Below are 20,221 nucleotides of genomic sequence, written 5' to 3' on the forward strand. Positions count from 1 at the left end.
CAGTGAAAAAAAAGATAACCTTGATGGTGGTGTTACTGCTGACGTTTATCGTCAGTGCCATCGTCCATCTTCCGATTCAAGTGCTACTGGCATACGCGCCACTGCCGACACAACTGAAAATTAGCCAAGCCAGCGGAACGTTATGGCAAGGCCAAGCACAGCAAGTTCGATGGCAGCGCTACCAACTTGGCCAGGTCTCTTGGCAGTTTGCGCCAAGTGCGCTATTGAGTGGTAATGCCGAAGCCAAGGTTCGCTTTGGCCGTGGCAGCCAGTGGCAGCTGCAAGGTCGCGGTATTGTCGGCTACGGTTTAAAAGGCGCTTATGCCGAAAACTTACTTGCCTCGATGCCTGTCATCGAAGCGTTAAAGTTGGCCCCTGCATTACCGATCCCCTTGACGCTAGAGGGCCAATTAGAGCTGAATGTGAAGCAACTGAGCTATGCTGCGCCCTATTGTGCGCAAGGTACGGGTAGCTTGGTGTGGAACACTGATGTGGTCGGCACGCCATTAGCGGATCTGCAACTAGGGCCGGTGATTGCGGAGCTAGACTGCCAAGATAGCCAAATCAGTGTGAAAGGCACTCAGCAAAGCGCACAAGTGCGTAGCGAATTTTCCGCAGAGTTAATGCCGGATCAACGGTTTAGTGCCAAGGCGTGGTTTATCCCGCAAGCCGCGATGCCAACGGCGCTGTCAGATCAGTTGCAATGGTTGCCAAAGCCGGATGCGCAAGGGCGTTACCAGTTTAATCAGCAAGGTCGCTTATAGCGGCTATCTGAGTACTGAAAACAACAAACCCCAGTGAGACTGGGGTTTGTTTTATGCGCTTCAGGCAATGAATCAAACTAGCGGGTAGGGAAGCTCACTTGTACTTTTAAGCCGCCTTCGCTGCGATTGTTAACCACCACGGAACCATTGTGTTGGCTAACAATGCGTTTGACGATGGCGAGGCCAAGCCCTGTTCCTTCGCTGCCACGCGCAGTGTCACCACGAGTAAAGGGTTCAAACAGTTTCGCCACTTGGTCTTTGGCAATCCCTGGGCCATTATCTTCAATACACACCCAGCACAGTTTGTTGTCTGCGGTCATTCCGGTCGAGATTTTCACCCAACCATTGCCGTAGCGTACGGCGTTGACCACTAAGTTACTCACTGCGCGCTTGATTGCGATTGGGCTACCAAAAGCCGGTTTTAAGTTGCTTAACAGCGTTTCAATCTCAATATGATGGCGGTTGCCTTCCGAGTTCGCTAAGTCTTGAGAGATATCGTTGAGGTCTACTTCGCCAAAAGATTCACGATTAACCGGTTTGAGGTAATCCATAAATTGGCTAATGATTTCATTACACTCTTCGGTATCGCTGATAATCCCTTCTGCAAGGTAGCTATCTTGTGGTGACATCATTTCCGTCGCTAAGCGAATACGAGTCAACGGCGTGCGTAAGTCGTGGCTGATACCGGCCATTAACAAGGCGCGATCTTCTTCTAACGCTTGAATGCCTTTCGACATTTGGTTGAAAGCACGCGTCACGGAGCGGATCTCTGAGGTGCCTTTTTCTGCCAACGGCGGTGGGATTTCGCCACGGCCAACCCCTTTTGCCGCGCGCTCAAGTGCGAGCAGAGGCCGGTTTTGTAAGCGAATAAATAACCAACCACCGGCAATGATCAGCAGCGCCATCACTAAGCTATTGCGAAACAGTGGCGCAAAATCTTCTTCTTGTAGCTCGGAGAGTGGAATACGGATCAGAGAATCAGGCAGTGACTCAAGGCTCATCCATAACACATAACTTTCTTCACCCAAGACCATGCGCACATCTGCTTGCGTGCCGAGTGTTTGCGTCATCTCTTCACTCATCAAATCAATACTGATCGCATGACGAAATTCATCGGCCAGATCGCTGTCTTTGGCGTGAATGGTCACCCCGAGCTGTTCGAGAATTTGTCGGCGCAGCGGCGCATCCATCACCAAGCCATTTTCAAGATCGTCAGAGTTATCCAACATCAAGTTGATTTCATAGCTGAGGATTTTATTAAACTGCTGCAAACTAGGCAGTAATGCATAGTTGAAGACCGCGTAGTAAGAATAGACTTGGCTAGCAATCAGTAATGTGATGAACAGGACAATGGATTGAGTAAAGGAGCTGCGAATGCGCATAGTCGTCGCCTATTGGTGATAGGAGTTATTATTGGGTTTTCGTCCAGCAAGATAAAAAGTGCGAGCCTAAAGCTCGCACTAGATTGAATCAATGTGGTTTATGCTTCTTTGCCATCAGGGACAAACACATAACCTAAGCCCCACACGGTTTGAATATAGCGTGGTTTGCTTGGGTCAACTTCCAGCATGCGACGTAGACGCGAGATCTGAACATCGATAGAGCGTTCCATCGCCGAGTATTCACGGCCACGAGCCATGTTCATTAACTTATCGCGAGAAAGCGGTTCGCGAGCGTTGGTTACTAGGGCTTTTAATACCGCAAACTCACCAGACGTCAGTGGCATCGCTTCATCACCACGATACATTTCACGCGTACCTAAGTTTAGGCGGAACTCACCAAACTCAACAATCGACTCTTCAGAGCTTGGCGCGCCAGGCAGTTCAATGGTTTGGCGACGCAATACCGCTTTGATGCGTGCGAGCAGTTCGCGTGGGTTAAATGGTTTTGGCAGGTAATCATCTGCGCCCACTTCTAAGCCGACGATGCGATCAATTTCATCGCCTTTTGCCGTTAGCATAAGAATAGGAAGTTCATTGTTGGCATTGCGTAGGCGACGACAAATCGATAGGCCATCTTCACCCGGCAGCATCAAATCCAGCACCATAAGGTGGAAGTTTTCACGCGTTAGCAGGCGATCCATCTGTTCGCCGTTGGCAACGCTACGTACCTGAAAACCTTGCTCAGATAGGTATCGCTCCAATAGCGCACGTAAACGGGCATCGTCATCTACGACCAGAATTTTATGAATTTCTTGCATTGAAACACCTTAATCAAAAGCAAAGCATATAAACAAAAATGTATCACTGTTTGGCCAAGCGTGCTTGCCCAAATTGTTACAATTTTAGCGTCGGCTTACGTTTTACTGAGTCAGCTCACGGTGCCGAAAAGTCAGCGGCGAGTTTTTGTTGGTTTATTGTTCATGTTTTCTCGTTAACGTAGTGAAATAATGGCGGTTTTACTTCGCTTGGTTGCATTGTTCACCGCGATTTATCGCTGAATTTGAAGCTCAACAACATGCTAGCTATTGCCTGTGGTAAAAAAAAAGCGACAATCAACAGATACTAATCGTGATGGATAACAATCGTGAGAACTAACCTGATCACCCGTGAAGGCTACAATCGCCTTAAAAAAGAGCTCGACTACCTCTGGCGTGAAGATCGTCCTGAAGTGACTAAAAAAGTGACTTGGGCGGCGAGCTTAGGCGATCGCAGCGAAAACGCAGACTATCAGTACAACAAAAAGCGTTTGCGTGAGATAGACCGTCGGGTGCGATTTTTACGTAAGCGTTTAGAGCAGGTCACGGTGGTCGACTACTCTCCTCAACAGGAAGGTAAAGTGTTCTTCGGCGCTTGGGTGGAGATTGAGAACGAAGCGGGAGACTGTAAAAAATTCCGCATCGTTGGGCCAGATGAAATCTATGGTGATGCGAAAGGTTATATCTCGATTGATTCACCGATGGCGCGGGCGTTATTGAAAAAAGAAATCGATGATGAATTTGTCGTGCGCACACCAGAAGGTGAAAAAGAGTGGTTTATCAATTTGATTGAATACGATACACGGGTTCAGGAATAACCATTTTACCCGGTAATAAAGCGATAATTTTACTTTGTCGTGACCCGTCAGGTGTCACATAGATTACGATTGCGTTATTACTCGGTAATCAAAGCGGTGGATTTTTTACGATTCGCCCTAATATATACTCAAACACCTTTTAAAATAGAGATTCAACGGATGAGCCAAGCTATCTGTAAATTGATTGCTCAAGAACTGAATGTTCGCCCTGAGCAAGTGACTGCCGCGGTTAACTTAATTGACGACGGCAATACGGTTCCCTTTATTGCTCGTTACCGCAAAGAAGTAACGGGTGGATTGGATGATACCCAATTACGTAATTTAGATAGCCGCTTGTCCTATCTGCGTGAGTTGGACGATCGTCGCCAGACGATTCTGAAATCGATTCAAGATCAAGGCAAACTAACGGCCGCGTTAGAGCAAGAGATTCAACAAGCGGACAGCAAAACCCGTTTGGAAGATTTATACCTGCCATACAAGCCTAAGCGCCGTACTAAAGGTCAAATTGCAATTGAAGCGGGCCTTGAGCCATTAGCGGATGCGCTTTGGAATCACCCACAAACTGAACCTGAGAGCGAAGCGGCAAAATACGTCTCTGCCGATAAAGGTATCGCGGATAATAAATCGGCACTCGACGGCGCTCGTGCGATCATCATGGAGCGCATTGCGGAAGATGCCAATTTACTGGAAAAAGTACGCAGCTACTTAACGCGCCATGCGGAATTGGTCTCGCGCGTGGTGACAGGCCAAGAGCAAGCGGGCGAGAAGTTCAAAGATTACTTTGCGCACAATGAAGCGTTGAACAAGGTGCCATCACACCGTGCACTAGCAATGCTACGTGGTCGTAATGAAGGTTTCCTGACTCTGGCAATGAATGCTGATCCGGCGCAAGAAGAAGGCGTACGCCAATCTTACTGCGAAACGTTAATTGCCGATCACTATGGCATTTCGTTGAGCCAAGCACCGGCTGATACATGGCGTAAGCAGGTGATCAGTTGGGCGTGGCGCATCAAAGTTTCGATGCACATGGAAACCGAATTGATGGGGGCGCTAAAAGAGCGTTCTGAAATCGAAGCAATTGAAGTGTTCGCCACCAACCTAAAAGATTTATTGATGGCAGCGCCTGCTGGCCCTCGCGCCACACTAGGCTTAGATCCGGGTTTACGTACTGGTTCTAAAATTGCCGTGGTTGATGCGACTGGTAAAGTGCTGACGACGGAAACCATTTACCCACATCCACCACAAAAACAGTACGACCAAGCGATGGCAGTGGTCGATAAGTTGGTGCGTAAGTTCAACGTTGACTTGATTGCGATTGGTAACGGGACTGCTTCACGTGAAACCGATAGTTTTGTTGGCGATCTGATTGCACGTGGCAATCTGAAAGTGCAAAAAATCATGGTCAGTGAAGCGGGTGCATCGGTGTATTCGGCATCTGAATTGGCAGCGAAAGAGTTCCCGAATATGGACGTGTCGCTGCGTGGTGCAGTATCGATCGCTCGTCGCTTGCAAGACCCATTGGCGGAACTGGTGAAAATCGATCCTAAATCGATCGGTGTAGGCCAGTACCAACATGATGTCAGCCAATCAATGTTGGCAAAACGTCTTGATGCTGTGGTTGAAGACTGTGTAAACGCCGTGGGTGTGGATGTGAATACTGCGTCGGCCGCTTTGTTGACACGCGTGGCAGGTCTGTCTACCACCATGGCGCAAAACATTGTTGATTACCGTGACGAGAATGGTCGCTTTGAAGCGCGCACTACGCTGAAAAAAGTGGCACGTTTGGGGCCAAAAGCATTTGAACAGTGTGCTGGTTTCCTACGTATTATGGATGGTAAAAACCCACTAGATGCGTCTTCAGTTCACCCGGAAGCCTACCCAGTGGTTAAAGCGATTGTTGAAAAGAACAGTAAAGCGGTTAAGAGCTTGATTGGTGATACAGAATTCTTACGTGGTCTGCATGCGGTTGATTACACCAATGACAGCTTTGGTTTGCCAACGGTGACCGACATCATCAAAGAGTTGGATAAGCCGGGTCGCGATCCGCGTCCTGAGTTTAAAACAGCAACCTTTGCCGAAGGCGTTGAAAAGGTATCGGATCTTGAAGTCGGCATGGTGTTGGAAGGTGTGGTTTCTAACGTAGCCAACTTTGGTGCCTTCGTCGATATCGGTGTTCACCAAGATGGTCTCGTGCATATTTCTGCATTGACCGATCGTTATGTTGCCGATCCGCGTGAAGTGGTTAAAGCGGGTGACATTGTGAAAGTGAAAGTGATGGAAGTGGATGTGCAGCGTAAGCGTATCGCCCTTTCCATGCGCCTTAACGATGAGCCGGGACAAGACAATCGCACTCAGCGTAGTTCTGAGCCGCGTAGCAATCAAAACCAAGCGCGTCCACAAGGTGGTCAACAGCGTCGTCGTGAAGAACCGGCAGGCAACAATGCTATGGGTGGCGCGTTTGCTGCTGCCTTTGCCAAAGCGAAACGCTAATTGGCTTAGCTCGCGCCTTCGCGCAGGTTAAAAATAAAAAAAAGCCCCGCTCAAATGAGTGGGGCTTTTGTCTTTTGGTATTCACTGAGTATGGATTCAATCTTTTGGATTTAGGCCGATACATATAGCGACTACAACACCGCAATGACCTCTGAAGGTGTGTTTGGTGCCACAGCATGTCCATAGTGAAACTTAATCACTACGCGCCGTTTAGCCATTCTTCCTTCGGTTATCGCTGCATCGATTACGCGCTTTGGTAAGCGAAACCGCATTGCGTAGCCTTTTCCTTGCTGTTCGCTATAGCTGGCCAAAGACAGCAGTTCAAACAACCGATCTAACGGACTGTCTGGCGGGTCATGTTGAGGGGCGAGTATCGCGTGCTCATCATCGGCGCCATAGTTCGGATGTTCAGATGGGTCCCAAGCCGCATTGCGACGTCGTTTATCATCTGAATTGATTTTGCGTTCAGCATTAGTTCTGGCTGGTGCAACCGTGGCTATAATCGGCTCGCGAATTTTATTATCACGCGCCGCTTGCTCTGTTTGCACGTTAACCGATGGGGCGATAAGTGGCACACTCACGTTGGTGGGTGACACGATCATAACCGAGACCTCCTCAGCTTCGCCCACTGACATGGCTATCGTTCTGTCAGTTGAATAAGCTATCGGCTGAGAGAGTCAAAAATTTAGCGTTTTATGCAAATAATTTGTTCGTTTGGAAGGCGATTACTTGAGCGCAAAAGGCCTCAGGCTCAGTCATGAAAGGCGCGTGAGATGACTGATTAAAGACAAAGCTTTGGCTATTGGGCATCAATTTTGTCACGTCTTCCGCCACCTTGATAGGCACCAAACCATCTAAGCGACCATACAAGCGTAGTGTCGGAACGCGAATGCTGGCGAGTTGACTACGATAGTCGATTTCAGCCAATAAATTTAAGCCGGACAGTAACGATTGTTGGTTTGGAGATGGGCGCGACAGTACCGCTTTTTTCAGCGCTTTGACATCTTGTCTTGCTGAAGGACTTCCCATGGCTTGTAGTGCCATAAAGCGCTCGATCGTCAGTTGAAAATCATCCATCAGTTGCGCGGTAAAAGCGCTGAGTACTTTCGCTTGAATGCCTCGCCACGGTTCAGAGTAATCGCCGTGTTCATCAACGCGACTAGCTTGCTTGGCTGAGAAGCAGGGGGAGCTGGCAACACTGATTAAACCTAAGGCGCGTTCTGGATGGTACAAAGCAATGTGTGAGGCCACCAAGCCGCCTAAAGACCAACCGAGCCATATTGCTTGTTTCGGCGCATCACGCAGCACTTGTGCCGTTAAATCTGCCATGGTGGAAAAGTGGCTTTGATGACTCAGGCCAAACCCGGGCAAGTCGACCACATGAACGCAGTAGTGTTGGCTTAGTGTCGCGACGGTTTGCTGCCAAACGGCCCCATTCATTCCCCAGCCATGCAGCAAAACCAGATCGGGCCCTGAGCCGTGAGTTTGCCAATGCAATGCTGGTGTGGTTGTCTCGGTATCTCGCACTTTATTCATCCTTTTGACTGCGCAGTAAGCGGCACTATCAAGTTTCTATCTAAGTGATTCCACGTGATTCATCGACGTACGTAACTTATTAGTGGAGCCTGCTTATGTTAACTCCCAACTCATGTTAATCCAATGGTGGCAGAAAAACAGACAGCATGTGCTGGCTCATTATTGCCAACACTGTTTGCTGCCGATAGAGGGGCGTGACCAGCCAGACTCTGGGTCTTGGTTATTGTGCCAAGCGTGCTTGGAAGGACTAAGCATACCGTCTCGTTGCCAGTGTTGTGGTATGACAACGCTTCATCCGCTTGCTCAATGTGGTCATTGTTTGTCGCAACCGCCACCTTGGCGGCAACTCTATTGTGTGGGTGACTACACACCGCCATTGTCCGATTATGTTCAGCAATTAAAGTTTGCTCGTCAGCTGCATTATGTTGAGGTATTGGCCGATCTGCTTGCTCTACAAGTCCAACCAAATATTCAGATGATCACTTATGTACCGTTACACTGGCATCGGCAATTGTGGCGTGGCTTTAATCAAAGTGAATTTCTAGCGCGAGCGTTGGCGCAGCGACTCGGTCTTCCTTGCCGAGCATTGTTTAAGCGTACTCGTGCTACTCGTTCGCAACGGGGGATGGATCGCCGGCAACGACAACGTAATTTACGTGGCGCATTTACGCTGACGAAAAGTGTTACTGAACTTCAATCCGTCGCGATTGTTGATGATGTAGTGACGACAGGGAGTACTGTGCAGCAATTATGCAAATTACTACTTGATGCTGGAGTTAAAAGTGTTGATATTTACTGTATCTGCCGTACTCCTGAATGATTCGGTTATAGCTCAGCACGATCAATTATGCGTAAAAGGCTAGATCTCAGAATTTTCAGGAGTAGAATGGTGAACAAATAGCCTACAAAATTACTCAGGTATTCGTCGTGTCAAATACAATTACTATTACTGAAAGCGCTCAAGAACACTTTGCCAAGTTGCTTGCACAGCAGCCTGAAGGCACTAACATTCGTGTGTTCGTGGTAAATCCAGGAACTCAAAATGCTGAGTGTGGTGTCTCTTACTGTCCGCCAGAAGCCGTAGAAGCTACTGATACTGAACTGACATTCCCAATGCTATCTGCCTATGTAGATGAGCTAAGCCTGCCATTCTTAGACGATGCAGAAATTGATTATGTCACTGACAAGATGGGTTCACAGCTAACTCTAAAAGCACCGAACGCGAAAATGCGTAAAGTGGCTGACGATGCACCACTGGTTGAGCGTGTTGAATACGCGATTCAAACCCAAGTGAACCCTCAACTAGCGGGCCACGGTGGTCACGTAAACTTAGTTGAAATCACAGAAGAAGGCATTGCGATTGTTGCTTTCGGTGGTGGTTGTAACGGTTGTTCAATGGTTGATGTAACCTTAAAAGATGGCATTGAAAAAGAGCTACTACAACAGTTCGAAGGTGAACTGACTGCAGTACGCGATGCGACTGAGCATGACCGTGGTGAGCACTCATATTACTAATGAGTCACTACCAATCCTCGTTAAACGAGGATGAAACAATGTGCAAATGGAGCTCTTAGGGCTCCATTTTTGTATCTAGTATTTGTTGCGTGTTTTGGCTCTCCAAATGATGGAATCTCACCATGGCTGGGGGAGATATGTGGCGACTGGTACGGATTTATACAAATTAGATGGCCGAGAAACTGGTCTAACGTATTGTCTTCTCATATATTAAGAATCTATTGCTTAGAGAAGGAGAAACATTGTGGCCAAACGGACACCACCAGAAATTCTGGCTAAGCAGACCGTCGCACAATCACGACTGTTTTCGATTGAAGCGCTTGAGCTACGTTTTAGTAACGGTGAAGAGCGCACTTATGAGCGCATGCGCCCAAGTGGCCGCCATGCGGTGATGATTGTGCCTGTGACAGAGCAGGGTGATCTCTTGTTGGTGCGCGAATACGCTGCCGGTACTGAGCGCTATGAATTAGGTTTTCCGAAAGGATTGATCGATCCCGGTGAAAGCGCTATTGAAGCGGCGAATCGCGAATTAAAAGAAGAGATTGGTTTTGGTGCTGAGCAACTGGTGCCATTAAAAGAAGTGGTGCTCGCGCCATCGTATTTCTCGAGCAAGATGACGCTATTTATTGGCCAAAATCTCTACGCCGAACAATTGGTGGGTGATGAGCCAGAGCCACTTGAAGTTGTACGCTGGCCATTGGCTCAAGCTGAAGAGTTGCTAACACATCTCGACTTTAGCGAAGCGCGCAGTATTACTGCATTGATGCTCGCTCTACGATATTTAAAATCATAATACGTGCATAGCCCAAGGAACTATTATGCCGATAAGCCCAGATCTTTCTCATCACCTCCCAGCCGTCATTGATATTGCGCGTACTGCAGGTCAGTTGATCTTAGATATCTATCAGACTAAGCAGTATGAAGCGTACACCAAGAGTGACTCGACACCTGTTACCAGTGCTGATCTTGCCGCGCACAAGTTTATTGTTGAGAAGTTGTCTGAGTTGACACCAGACATTCCCGTGCTGTCGGAAGAGGCGGCGGATATTAGCTTAGAACAACGCTCGCAATGGAATCGTTACTGGCTGGTGGATCCGCTCGATGGTACACAAGAGTTTATTGCGCGTAGTGGCGATTTCGCCACCATCATTGCGTTGATTGAAAATAATAAACCAATCATGGGCGTGGTGTATGGGCCTGTTTCGGGCGTGACTTACTATGCCTACCAAGGCAAAGGTGCGTGGAAAATTCCGGATATGAGTGAGAGCGTCCGCATTACCACTCATAAACATCAAGGGCCACAGCAACCTATCGCGATAGCGATCAGTCGCCGCCAAGATATCAATCGTATTACCGATCGCATGAGTAGCGCGTGGAACTACGATTTGGTGCCGTTGGGCTCGGCCGCATTGAAAGCCTGCTTGGTTGCTGAAGGCGCGGTTGATTGTTACTTACGTCTAGGTCCTACCGGTGAGTGGGATACTGCTGCGACGCAATGTATCGTTGAAGAAGCGGGCGGTCGTATTTTAAGTACCTTGCTTGAACCGCTCTCTTACAATGAGCGCGATACATTAGAAAACCCCAACTTTATTGTACTGGGCGATGAACAGCTGCCATGGCACGATATTTTATTGGTCAAAGACTGAGTCGTCGTTTATCGCTTTCATTTAATACCTATGTTTAGTAACTATACTTAGTAATTATGCTCAGTAACTATGTTCAATAAGCTCGCTGCGGCGAGCTTTTTTATGCGCTAATCTCCCCATCAACACTGCTACAAAAGTCCTATCCCACCATGCTTAACTTGATATTTTTAGCCAGAAAAACCGTCAAAATCATAATATTGACGAGCGTTGACGACGCCAAAATGGCGATCTTATTCACGTTTTTGTTGAGAGAATTTAACGAGAAGCCGTTTTGATTAAGTAAAAATGGCGTAATTCACGCGTTAAGTTATTGATTGATGTATCAGTGGGAGTGATGTGGATCGCAGAAATATCGTCAAAAGATTTTTAATGATTTTGACGTTGCTTTTAAGTTGTTGAAAGTAAAGTTTTTATATTTTTGTCTAACTGGCCAATTTGAACTGGATCACCAAATTTCGTCGATTAATTTTACGGCGAAAAATAACTCCCTATATTTTGACGTCATTGGATTTACTTTTTTTGGTAAGTGCAGCTGTTTTAGCTGTTTGTTTAGGTAAGTGTTTACAGGGTGAGTAAGATGTTGAAACCAACTTTGATCGCAGTTTCAGTGTTAGCAACTTTGGCCGGTTGTTCTTCACTGCAAAACCCACAACAAGTGGTAGATTCACTAGCAGATAACTTAGATATCAATTATCAAGTGTTGACCAATCACGGTGCTAACGATGGTTTAGCTTGTGATGCTCTTGGCGCAGAATGGGCATCATGTAATAAAGTGATGATGACCTTAGAAAACCAAGGTGAAGCGGTTAACGCAAAAGATTGGACGATTTATTTCCACAGTATTCGTTTGATTTTGGACGTGGATAGCGATCAGTTCAAAGTTACTCGAGTTACGGGTGATCTGCACAAGCTTGAGCCAACCGATAAGTTCGACGGTTTCGCCGCTGGTGAAAAAGTTGAATTGGGTTTGATTGGTGAGTACTGGCAATTATTTGCGACCGACTTTATGCCGGGCGCGTTTGTCACTGCACCTGATGCTGAGCCAAAGATGATTGCATCGCTGAATACAGAAGATGTCTCTAGCTTTGTTTCTGGCCTTGAAGGTGACAACCTAAAACGTACACCAGATGACAATAACGTTTTTGCTAATGCTGTGACGCGCTTTGAGAAGAACGCTGATCTTGCTCAGCAAGACGTATCAACCACATTGCTGCCAACACCGCTACATGTTGAAGCGGGCACAGGTTCAGTCAGTGTTGCGAAAGGCATTGCACTACCAAGTGCGTTGTTCAGCGCTGAGCAATTTAAAGCATTACAAGCACGCGGTGCACTATTAGATATCAACCTTGCAGGTGAGCTTGCGGTTGAGACCCAGATTGTTCCGAGTGAATTCCCAGAGAACCTAGCGAAAGCGGGTGCTTACGAGTTAGTGATTGGCGAGCAGGGCATTAAGATTGTTGCTTTTGACCAAGCAGGTCTGTTCTACGGCGTACAATCAATCTTTGGCCTTGTTGGCGAAGAGGCGACACTACCAGAAATCCGCATCATTGATGCGCCACGCTTTGATTACCGTGGTGTGATGGTGGATGTGGCGCGTAACTTCCACAGTAAAGATGCCATTCTAGCCACGCTAGACCAAATGGCGGCTTACAAGATGAACAAGCTGCACCTTCACTTAACGGATGATGAAGGTTGGCGTTTAGAAATTCCAGGCCTTCCTGAGTTAACTGATATCGGCGGCCAGCGTTGCTTTGACCTTGATGAGCAACAATGTCTGTTACCACAGTTAGGCTCTGGTCCTACTTCGGATAACTTTGGCTCAGGCTACTTTAGCAAAGCCGATTACGTTGAAATCCTGAAGTACGCGAAAGCTCGTAATATTGAAGTGATTCCTGAAATTGATATGCCAGCGCACGCGCGTTCTGCGGTTGTATCAATGGAAGCGCGTTACGATCGCCTGATGGCTGCTGGCCAAACAGAACAAGCGAACGAATACCGTTTGATGGACCCGCAAGATAGCTCGAACGTCACCACGGTTCAGTTCTACGATAAGCACAGCTTTATCAACCCGTGTCTTGATTCTTCAACGCGTTTTGTCGACAAAGTGATCTCTGAAGTTGCGGCGATGCACACCGAGGCTGGTGCGCCTCTAACCACATGGCACTTTGGTGGTGATGAAGCGAAGAACATCAAGTTAGGCGCAGGCTTCCAAGATGTAAATGCACAAGATAAAGTAAACTGGAAAGGCACGATTGACCTGTCTCAACAAGACAAGCCATTCGCCAAATCGCCACAATGTAAGACCCTAATTGAAAACGGTACAGTGAGCGATTACGGCCATCTACCAAGTTACTTTGCGGAAGAAGTGTCGAAGATTGTTGCCGAGAAAGGCATTCCGAACTTCCAAGCTTGGCAAGATGGTTTGAAATACAGTGAAGGTGGCGAGAAAGCCTTCGCAACCGAAAATACCCGCGTAAACTTCTGGGATGTTCTTTACTGGGGCGGTACGTCTTCAGTGTATGAATGGTCTGAAAAAGGCTACGACGTAATTGTTTCTAACCCAGACTACGTTTACATGGATATGCCATACGAAGCGGATCCTCAAGAGCGCGGTTATTACTGGGCCACACGTGCAACCGATACTCGTAAGATGTTTGGCTTTGCACCGGAAAACATGCCACAAAACGCGGAAACCTCTTTAGACCGTGATGGCAATGGTTTCACTGGTAAAGGCACCATTGAAGCGAAACCGTTCTACGGTCTATCAGCGCAACTTTGGTCTGAAACTGTGCGTACTGATGAGCAATACGAATACATGGTCTTCCCTCGCGTACTTGCAGCCGCTGAGCGTGCTTGGCATGAAGCTGAGTGGGAAAACGACTACCAAGTGGGCGTTGAATACTCGCAAAACACCAACCTAGTCGACAAAGAAGCACGTAATCAAGATTACAACCGCTTTGCGAACGTATTAGGCCAACGTGAACTGGCGAAACTGGAAAAAGCGGGCATTGATTACCGTCTACCAGTACCGGGTGCGAAAATTGAAAACGGCAAGTTGGCGATGAACAGTCCGTTCCCTGGTATTGAGCTGCAATACTCAATCGATGGTGACAACTGGTTAACTTACGCAGACAGTCAACGTCCTGCAGTAACAGGTGAAGTCTTCATTCGTTCTGTTTCAGCCACCGGTGAGAAAGCAAGCCGCGTGACATCAGTGAAGTAATCACTGAACAAGCAAATTTATGTTGTTGGTAAGCCAAGGCCCTGCTTAATGCAGGGCCTTTTTTTATGTGTGAAACAATGCGGACTGAGCCAGTTGTGCAGAATGATGGTGCGCGGTTCGGTTTGAGGTTCCATTAATGTCATTCCCTACAGTGAGGAACGAATGTGATAGGGAATCTGTTTAGGCTGTACAGGTGGTCAAGTTCGGCTAAATGGCGATTGGAAATTAAAAAGTGCCTCTACTCTCTGCATCTTGCATACACGTAGGCGTATCTTGGTTATCAATGTCATTCCCTACAGTGAGGAACGAACGTGATAGGGAATCTGTTTAGCTGTATCGGGGGCTGAATTAAGCCTGAGATTCCCTATCACGCGGTAGGGAATGACAAAATGTTTGCTTTAGCGTTTTAGCTATACTCTAAGCTTTGGCGTAAATGTCGCGCTCACCTAGCCAACGTTCGATGATCGCGCTGGCATTGTGTGGGTATTGGTCGTGAATATGACGTGCAATGCGCTGAACTTCGAGGATTAAGCGTTGATCACGCACTAAATCAGCGATCTTAAAGTCGGCCATACCAGTCTGTTTGGTGCCAAGCAGCTCGCCCGGACCTCGAATTTCCAAATCACGCTGTGCAATCACAAAGCCATCGTTACTTTCTCGCAGCACGCCTAAGCGCTTCTGAGCGGTTTTTGATAGTGGGGAGTGATACAGCAATACACAATGGCTTGCGACGGTTCCTCGGCCTACACGGCCGCGTAACTGGTGTAATTGTGCCAGACCTAAGCGCTCTGGGTTTTCAATGATCATCAAACTGGCGTTTGGCACGTCCACACCGACTTCAATCACGGTGGTGGCAACCAGAAGGTGCAACTCGTTATCTTTGAACGCCTTCATTACAGCCTGTTTCTCTGCTGGCTTCATGCGGCCATGCACCAAACCAATTTTGACATCAGGTAGGATACGTTGCAGCTCTTCGGCGGTATCCGCTGCCGCTTGTGCTTCGAGTACTTCTGACTCATCAATCAAGGTACATACCCAATAAGCTTGTTTACCTTCGTTTAAGCAGGCATTACGTACGCGTTCGATGATGTCATCACGTTTGGTATCAGGGATCACGACAGTTTGAATTGGGGTTCTGCCCGGTGGTAGTTCATCAATCACCGAGGTTTCTAGATCAGCATAGGCAGTCATCGCTAAAGTACGCGGAATTGGTGTCGCGGTCATGATCAACTGATGCGGGAAACTGCCTTGCTTTTCGCCTTTGGCGCGCAGCTCCAAACGCTGGTGGACACCAAAACGGTGCTGTTCATCAATAATAACTAAAGCCAGATTATGGAAAGCGACATGCTCTTGGAACAGAGCATGAGTACCAACCACCATTTGTGCCTCTCCACTGGCGATCGTAGCCAGTTGCGCCTCTTTGGCTTTGCCTTTGAGTTTACCAGCCAGCCAACCGACCTTGATGCCCATTGAGTCGAACCATTGAGCAAAGTTGATCGCGTGTTGTTCGGCCAGTAGTTCAGTCGGAGCCATCAACGCCACTTGGTAGCCGTGTTCTATCGCACGCACCGCCGCTAATGCTGCGACTAAGGTTTTACCTGAGCCAACATCGCCTTGCACTAGGCGCATCATAGGATGTGGCTTTGCCAGATCTTGTTCAATTTCAGCCACCACTCGCGCTTGCGCATTGGTGGGCGAGAAGGGCAGTTGCGCTAACAATTGCTGTTTAAGTTGATTGACCGCAGGCAGCGCGAGCGCCACATCTTGTTGGCCTTTGCTACGCACGGCGAGCATCGAGAGATTTTGAGCCAGCAGCTCTTCCATGATCAAACGAATCTGCGCGGGATGTTTGCCTTCATCAAACTGCACCAAGTCGATATCTGGTGTTGGACGATGAATGGTATGCAATGCGTGAGCAAGAGTGATTTGCTGTGGGTAGAGCCCATTGGGCAGTAGTTCTTGCACCGCGGCTTTGTCTAATAAAGCGAGCGCTTGATCGGTTAAGTTCCGCAAGGTCAGTTGGCGTAGACCATCAGTGGTTGGATAGACGGGCGTTAAGCTTTGTTCGGTTTCTGCTGGCTGGTTGGGCGCGTAGAACTTGTAGTCGGGATGGATAATTTCCAAACCGTAGTTACCGCGTTTGATTTCGCCATAGGCGTGGACAATTTTGCCTTCCGTAAAATTGTTTTTCATGCCGGCGGTAAAGTTAAAAAACTTCAGTGCAACCGTGCCATTGCCATCACTGATTTTCACCGTCAGCATTTTGCGTTTACCAAACAGGGTATCAGCGCTCATCACTTTACCTTGCACCGCTGCCCATAGGCCGGCATGCAGTTTGATCATTGGGTAAACGCGAGTGCGATCTTCGTAACGCAGTGGTAGGTGAAACAGCAGATCTTGCACGCTGTTGAGGCCAACTTTTTCGAGCTTCTCGGCCACCTTGGCGCCAACACCCGTCAGGGAAGTAAGAGGAACAGCAGAAAGAAGTTGCGACATAACACAGGCTCGTTAACGAAGATAAAGCTAGTTAACCATTTGGCTGTGTTTTTGTACAGGGGAAAGTGAGTGCGCAAAAGCAGAGCTGAGAAGCGAGAGAAAAGCTAAGAGTTGAGAATTGAGAGAAGGGCTAAGAGTTGAGAAGCGGGAGAAAGGTAAAGAATCGAGAGGCGAGAAGGGGCTAGAAATTCCCAATTCTCGTAACGAAATGCTATCGCTTCTAAATCTATTTCTCGAATCGAAGCGCTCTCAATTCTCGCTCTTTCTCGATTCAGGCTTTTTCTCGCCTCTCGATTCTAGCTTCTATTTCTTCTGCATCTCTGCCCACCAATCGTCATCGGCGACGATTTGGCCTTCGTCATCCAATGGTGGGTAAGGCATCTTTTTACGCTTAGCGACTTTGGCTAGAACGGGGTGGCCGCGTTCAAACAGAATGCGATTGATCACTTCTTCAGACAGCGGGCTGGTTTCGCGATCGTACATACCGGCCGCTTCACGTTGGCGCTGCGCTTCGTACATGATCACCGCACTGGCAACGGAAACGTTGAGCGATTGCACCATGCCCATCATCGGGATGATGATGTCTTGATCTGCTAACGCTTTCGCACGAGCAGATGCGCCGACTTTCTCGCTACCAAGAATAATGGCGGTTGGCTTGGTGTAATCAATCTGGCGAAAATCGACAGCCGTGTCCGACAAGTTGGTCACCAAAATCTGCATGCCTTGGGCTTTTAGCTCGCCAATAGCATCATCGATGGAGCTGTGCGTATCCACTTCGACCCAATTGCGCGCGCCAGCGGAGGTGTGCGTGAGGGTGCGCATTTTAGCTGGCCATACCGCATGGATTTTATGGATGCCTGTTGCGTCGGCGGTACGAATTACCGCAGAAACGTTATTTGGCTTATGCACTTCTTCTAAGCAGAAAGTTAGGTCGGTTTGGCGTGCTTTGAGCACTTGTTGGATACGGTTATATCGTTCTAAATTCATAATCTACGCACTAAAAATAAAAGCCCTTGAAATGGGGTAATTTCAAGGGCCAGTAAAGATATTAAATCAGTTCTTACGACGGCGAACTTTGAGAGTGTACGGCATCGATTTAATCCGGCGCATAATGCCAGCCAAATGAACACGGTCTTTGGTGGTGAGTAGTACCGTAACGGTATACAAACGTCCATCACGCTCTTCTGTAGAAAGGCCGTGAATATTAGAACCGGTTTTTGAGATCACGTTGGTTAGCTCAGCCAAAGCGCCTTGACGGTTTTGTACGTCAACACGAAGTTCGGTGCTGAACTCTTGATCATAATCGTCAGACCATTCAACCGCCATGTACTTATCTGGTTCACGTTGGTAACCACGTACATTTGGACAAGTCTCGCGGTGCACCACTAGGCCACGGCCTGGCGATACGTGAGCGATGATGTGGTCATCTGGAATTGGGTGACAACAGTTAGCGAAGGTGAGCAAAATGCCTTCTGAACCACGAATTGGCATTTTCTTCTTCGGTGTATCGCTGGTGGATTCGACTTCAGTCAGTTCGTCTGCATCGCCCAATAGGCGGCGAGCAACGACGATACTCATCAATTCACCCAAACCAATATCGGCCAGCAGATCTTGCACCGTATTGATCTTCAGCTCTTTCAGTACATGGTTGATATTTTCATCGCTGATGTCTGAGAGCGATAGTTCACCCAAAGCATGATTGAGCAAGCGACGACCGAGAGTGATCGACTCTTCACGACGCATGGTTTTCAGCACTTGACGGATCTTAGTACGCGCACGTGAGGTGACGACATAGTTCAACCAAGCGGCATTCGGGCGTGCGCCAGGGGCGGAAATAATCTCAATCGTTTGGCCGTTTTTCAGCGATTTGCTTAGTGGGTATGGATTGCGATCAACACGCGCACCCACACAGGTATTACCGACATCGGTATGCACCGCATAAGCAAAATCGACCGCGGTTGCGCCGACAGGCAATTCAACAATACGACCTTTTGGTGTGAAGACGTAAATCTCATCTGGGAATAGATCGGATTTTACGTTTTCAATAAATTCAAATGAGTTGCCAGCACTTTGCTGTAGCTCAAGTAGGCTTTGCATCCAGCGCTGAGCTTTGACTTGCGCTGTGGTGCCCGTGCGATCGCCATTGCCTTTATAAGACCAGTGCGCCGCAACACCTTTATCCGCCATTTGATCCATATCTTCAGTACGGATCTGCACTTCAACCGGTACGCCGTGAGGGCCGACCATTGAAGTATGAATAGATTGGTAGCCGTTGGCTTTTGGTACCGCGATGTAATCTTTAACACGTCCCGGACGTGGCTTGTAGAGGCTATGGACTTGGCCAAGTACGCGATAACAAGTATCGGCAGCATCAACAATCACACGGAAAGCGTAGATATCCATGATGGTATGGAATCGCTGGTCCTTGGTTTTCATCTTGTTGTAGATGGAAAACAAGTTTTTTTCGCGGCCGACAACACGTGCAGTCAGGCCTACTTCTTCAAGGCGGCCTTCAATCTCGCTATGAATACGCTGGATCATCTCTTTACGATTACCGCGCGCCGATTTGACCACTTCTTTTAAAACACGATAACGATTTGGGTAGAGCGCTTCAAAGCCAAGCTCTTCCAATTCGGTTTTAATGTTGTGGATACCAAGGCGGTGGGCAAGAGGAGAGTAGATCTCAAGGGTTTCACGAGCGATGCGACGTTTTTTATCCGGGCGGAGAGCACCGAGCGTACGCATGTTGTGGGTTCGGTCAGCGAGTTTGATCAGAATAACGCGAATGTCTTGCACCATGGCAAGGACCATTTTGCGAAAGTTTTCTGCTTGCGCTTCTTTGCGATCACGAAATTTAAGCTTATCCAGCTTAGAAACACCATCCACAAGTTCGGCAACGGTTGTGCCAAATTTTTCTTCTAGATCTTCTTTGGTGACATCACAATCTTCGATGACATCGTGAAGTAGAGCCGCTTGGAGCGTTTCAATATCAAGGCGCATTTCGGCCAAGATGCGAGAAACCGCAACAGGGTGGATGATATAAGGCTCGCCGCTAGAGCGAGTTTGCCCTTCATGGGCATCTTTCGCTACCACATAAGATTGACGCAGAGCCTCAATTTGAGGCTCTGTTAGATATTCTTGGGCAACGTCTTTGAGGCTATCGAATAGATACAAACTTTAGGCCTAGGAAAGAGTTGTAGAGAAAGTCAGATTAGCGAGTGTGAGCGATGCTGCTTACTGCTGCTAGTTCTGCTGCTTCTTGCTCTTGTTGCTCTTGACGCTCGCGTGCATCAAGGATGTCTTTAGTGATAAGACCTTCTTCGATTTCGCGTAGAGCGATAACCGTCGGTTTATCGTTCTCTTCTGGCACTAGTGAATCTTTCATGCCAGTTTGCATTTGACGAGCGCGGCGAGCCGCAATCAGTACTAGGTCGAAACGGTTGCCAACTTTTTCAACAGCGTCTTGAACAGTTACGCGTGCCATGAGGACTCCAAATAGTTAACTAAAATTTTGAATGACGAGAAATTATACAGGC

The 20,221-nt window shown here is 47.9% G+C and carries 16 protein-coding genes; 8 read left to right on the top strand and 8 right to left on the bottom strand.

Annotated elements, in window-relative coordinates; translation table 11 throughout:
• The first annotated feature begins 2 nt into the window (after positions 1-2).
• Positions 3-764: a type II secretion system protein N gene (locus tag RH88_RS13540; RefSeq protein ID WP_005596921.1), complete on the top strand. Its 762-nt coding sequence runs from the start codon at positions 3-5 to the stop codon at positions 762-764.
• Positions 765-841: 77 nt separating this feature from the next.
• On the opposite strand, the gene envZ is transcribed toward RH88_RS13540, so the two are convergent.
• Positions 842-2,146, bottom strand: a complete 1,305-nt coding sequence (gene envZ / locus RH88_RS13545) for a two-component system sensor histidine kinase EnvZ (protein ID WP_005596923.1) — start codon at positions 2,144-2,146, stop codon at positions 842-844.
• Positions 2,147-2,244: 98 nt separating this feature from the next.
• Positions 2,245-2,964 (bottom strand): osmolarity response regulator transcription factor OmpR, encoded by a 720-nt coding sequence (gene ompR, locus RH88_RS13550; RefSeq protein ID WP_005596925.1) that lies wholly within the window; start codon positions 2,962-2,964, stop codon positions 2,245-2,247.
• A 326-nt stretch (positions 2,965-3,290) separates the two neighbouring features.
• Here ompR and greB point away from each other — a divergent pair, with 326 nt between their 5' ends.
• Complete coding sequence (gene greB, locus RH88_RS13555; protein ID WP_005596926.1) at positions 3,291-3,779, top strand: transcription elongation factor GreB; 489 nt, start codon at positions 3,291-3,293, stop codon at positions 3,777-3,779.
• 159 nt (positions 3,780-3,938) lie between these two features.
• Positions 3,939-6,269 (top strand): Tex family protein, encoded by a 2,331-nt coding sequence (locus tag RH88_RS13560; RefSeq protein ID WP_005596928.1) that lies wholly within the window; start codon positions 3,939-3,941, stop codon positions 6,267-6,269.
• A 131-nt stretch (positions 6,270-6,400) separates the two neighbouring features.
• Here RH88_RS13560 and RH88_RS13565 read toward each other — a convergent pair whose 3' ends face one another.
• Positions 6,401-6,871 (bottom strand): hypothetical protein, encoded by a 471-nt coding sequence (locus RH88_RS13565; RefSeq protein ID WP_005596930.1) that lies wholly within the window; start codon positions 6,869-6,871, stop codon positions 6,401-6,403.
• A gap of 91 nt (positions 6,872-6,962) precedes the next feature.
• Positions 6,963-7,805 (bottom strand): pimeloyl-ACP methyl ester esterase BioH, encoded by an 843-nt coding sequence (bioH, locus tag RH88_RS13570; protein ID WP_040757975.1) that lies wholly within the window; start codon positions 7,803-7,805, stop codon positions 6,963-6,965.
• A 112-nt stretch (positions 7,806-7,917) separates the two neighbouring features.
• On the opposite strand from bioH, the gene RH88_RS13580 reads away from it, so the two are divergent.
• The 5 genes from RH88_RS13580 (at position 7,918) to RH88_RS13600 (ending at position 14,189) form a co-directional block, all read left to right on the top strand.
• Positions 7,918-8,625 carry a ComF family protein gene (locus tag RH88_RS13580; RefSeq protein WP_420895769.1) on the top strand — a complete coding sequence of 236 codons (708 nt, stop codon included), beginning with the start codon at positions 7,918-7,920 and terminating at the stop codon, positions 8,623-8,625.
• Positions 8,626-8,732: 107 nt separating this feature from the next.
• A complete protein-coding gene (gene nfuA / locus RH88_RS13585; RefSeq protein WP_005596938.1) occupies positions 8,733-9,320 on the top strand; it encodes a Fe-S biogenesis protein NfuA in 588 nt (195 codons plus the stop codon).
• Positions 9,321-9,564: 244 nt separating this feature from the next.
• The gene (nudE, locus tag RH88_RS13590; RefSeq protein WP_005596939.1) at positions 9,565-10,113 is read left to right on the top strand and encodes an ADP compounds hydrolase NudE; all 549 of its coding nucleotides are present in this window, start codon (positions 9,565-9,567) and stop codon (positions 10,111-10,113) included.
• Between the two features lie 25 nt (positions 10,114-10,138).
• Positions 10,139-10,966 (top strand): 3'(2'),5'-bisphosphate nucleotidase CysQ, encoded by an 828-nt coding sequence (gene cysQ, locus RH88_RS13595; RefSeq protein ID WP_005596941.1) that lies wholly within the window; start codon positions 10,139-10,141, stop codon positions 10,964-10,966.
• Between the two features lie 577 nt (positions 10,967-11,543).
• Positions 11,544-14,189 carry a beta-N-acetylhexosaminidase gene (locus RH88_RS13600; RefSeq protein WP_005596943.1) on the top strand — a complete coding sequence of 882 codons (2,646 nt, stop codon included), beginning with the start codon at positions 11,544-11,546 and terminating at the stop codon, positions 14,187-14,189.
• Between the two features lie 417 nt (positions 14,190-14,606).
• Here RH88_RS13600 and recG read toward each other — a convergent pair whose 3' ends face one another.
• The 4 genes from recG to rpoZ form a co-directional block, all read right to left on the bottom strand.
• Entirely contained in the window at positions 14,607-16,685 is a 2,079-nt protein-coding gene (recG, locus tag RH88_RS13605; RefSeq protein WP_005596945.1) for an ATP-dependent DNA helicase RecG, read from the bottom strand.
• 303 nt (positions 16,686-16,988) lie between these two features.
• Positions 16,989-17,672: a tRNA (guanosine(18)-2'-O)-methyltransferase TrmH gene (gene trmH, locus RH88_RS13610; RefSeq protein WP_005596947.1), complete on the bottom strand. Its 684-nt coding sequence runs from the start codon at positions 17,670-17,672 to the stop codon at positions 16,989-16,991.
• Positions 17,673-17,738: 66 nt separating this feature from the next.
• Complete coding sequence (spoT, locus tag RH88_RS13615; RefSeq protein WP_005596949.1) at positions 17,739-19,859, bottom strand: bifunctional GTP diphosphokinase/guanosine-3',5'-bis pyrophosphate 3'-pyrophosphohydrolase; 2,121 nt, start codon at positions 19,857-19,859, stop codon at positions 17,739-17,741.
• A gap of 37 nt (positions 19,860-19,896) precedes the next feature.
• Positions 19,897-20,169, bottom strand: coding sequence for a DNA-directed RNA polymerase subunit omega (gene rpoZ, locus RH88_RS13620; protein ID WP_005596951.1), 273 nt, complete (start codon positions 20,167-20,169; stop codon positions 19,897-19,899).
• Positions 20,170-20,221 lie beyond the last annotated feature (52 nt).

Origin of the sequence: Vibrio scophthalmi LMG 19158, from assembly GCF_000222585.1 — a bacterium.
In the GTDB taxonomy this organism is placed as follows: domain Bacteria; phylum Pseudomonadota; class Gammaproteobacteria; order Enterobacterales; family Vibrionaceae; genus Vibrio; species Vibrio scophthalmi.

What these genes read in the sequence shown, in the direction of transcription:
- ompR (WP_005596925.1), bottom strand. Translation starts at nt 2,964, where the DNA reads ATGCAAGAAATTCATAAAATTCTGGTCGTAGATGACGATGCCCGTTTA.
- RH88_RS13580 (WP_420895769.1), top strand. Translation starts at nt 7,918, where the DNA reads ATGTTAATCCAATGGTGGCAGAAAAACAGACAGCATGTGCTGGCTCAT.
- RH88_RS13600 (WP_005596943.1), top strand. Translation starts at nt 11,544, where the DNA reads ATGTTGAAACCAACTTTGATCGCAGTTTCAGTGTTAGCAACTTTGGCC.
- trmH (WP_005596947.1), bottom strand. Translation starts at nt 17,672, where the DNA reads ATGAATTTAGAACGATATAACCGTATCCAACAAGTGCTCAAAGCACGC.
- cysQ (WP_005596941.1), top strand. Translation starts at nt 10,139, where the DNA reads ATGCCGATAAGCCCAGATCTTTCTCATCACCTCCCAGCCGTCATTGAT.
- envZ (WP_005596923.1), bottom strand. Translation starts at nt 2,146, where the DNA reads ATGCGCATTCGCAGCTCCTTTACTCAATCCATTGTCCTGTTCATCACA.
- rpoZ (WP_005596951.1), bottom strand. Translation starts at nt 20,169, where the DNA reads ATGGCACGCGTAACTGTTCAAGACGCTGTTGAAAAAGTTGGCAACCGT.
- recG (WP_005596945.1), bottom strand. Translation starts at nt 16,685, where the DNA reads ATGTCGCAACTTCTTTCTGCTGTTCCTCTTACTTCCCTGACGGGTGTT.
- RH88_RS13565 (WP_005596930.1), bottom strand. Translation starts at nt 6,871, where the DNA reads ATGATCGTGTCACCCACCAACGTGAGTGTGCCACTTATCGCCCCATCG.
- RH88_RS13560 (WP_005596928.1), top strand. Translation starts at nt 3,939, where the DNA reads ATGAGCCAAGCTATCTGTAAATTGATTGCTCAAGAACTGAATGTTCGC.
- bioH (WP_040757975.1), bottom strand. Translation starts at nt 7,805, where the DNA reads ATGAATAAAGTGCGAGATACCGAGACAACCACACCAGCATTGCATTGG.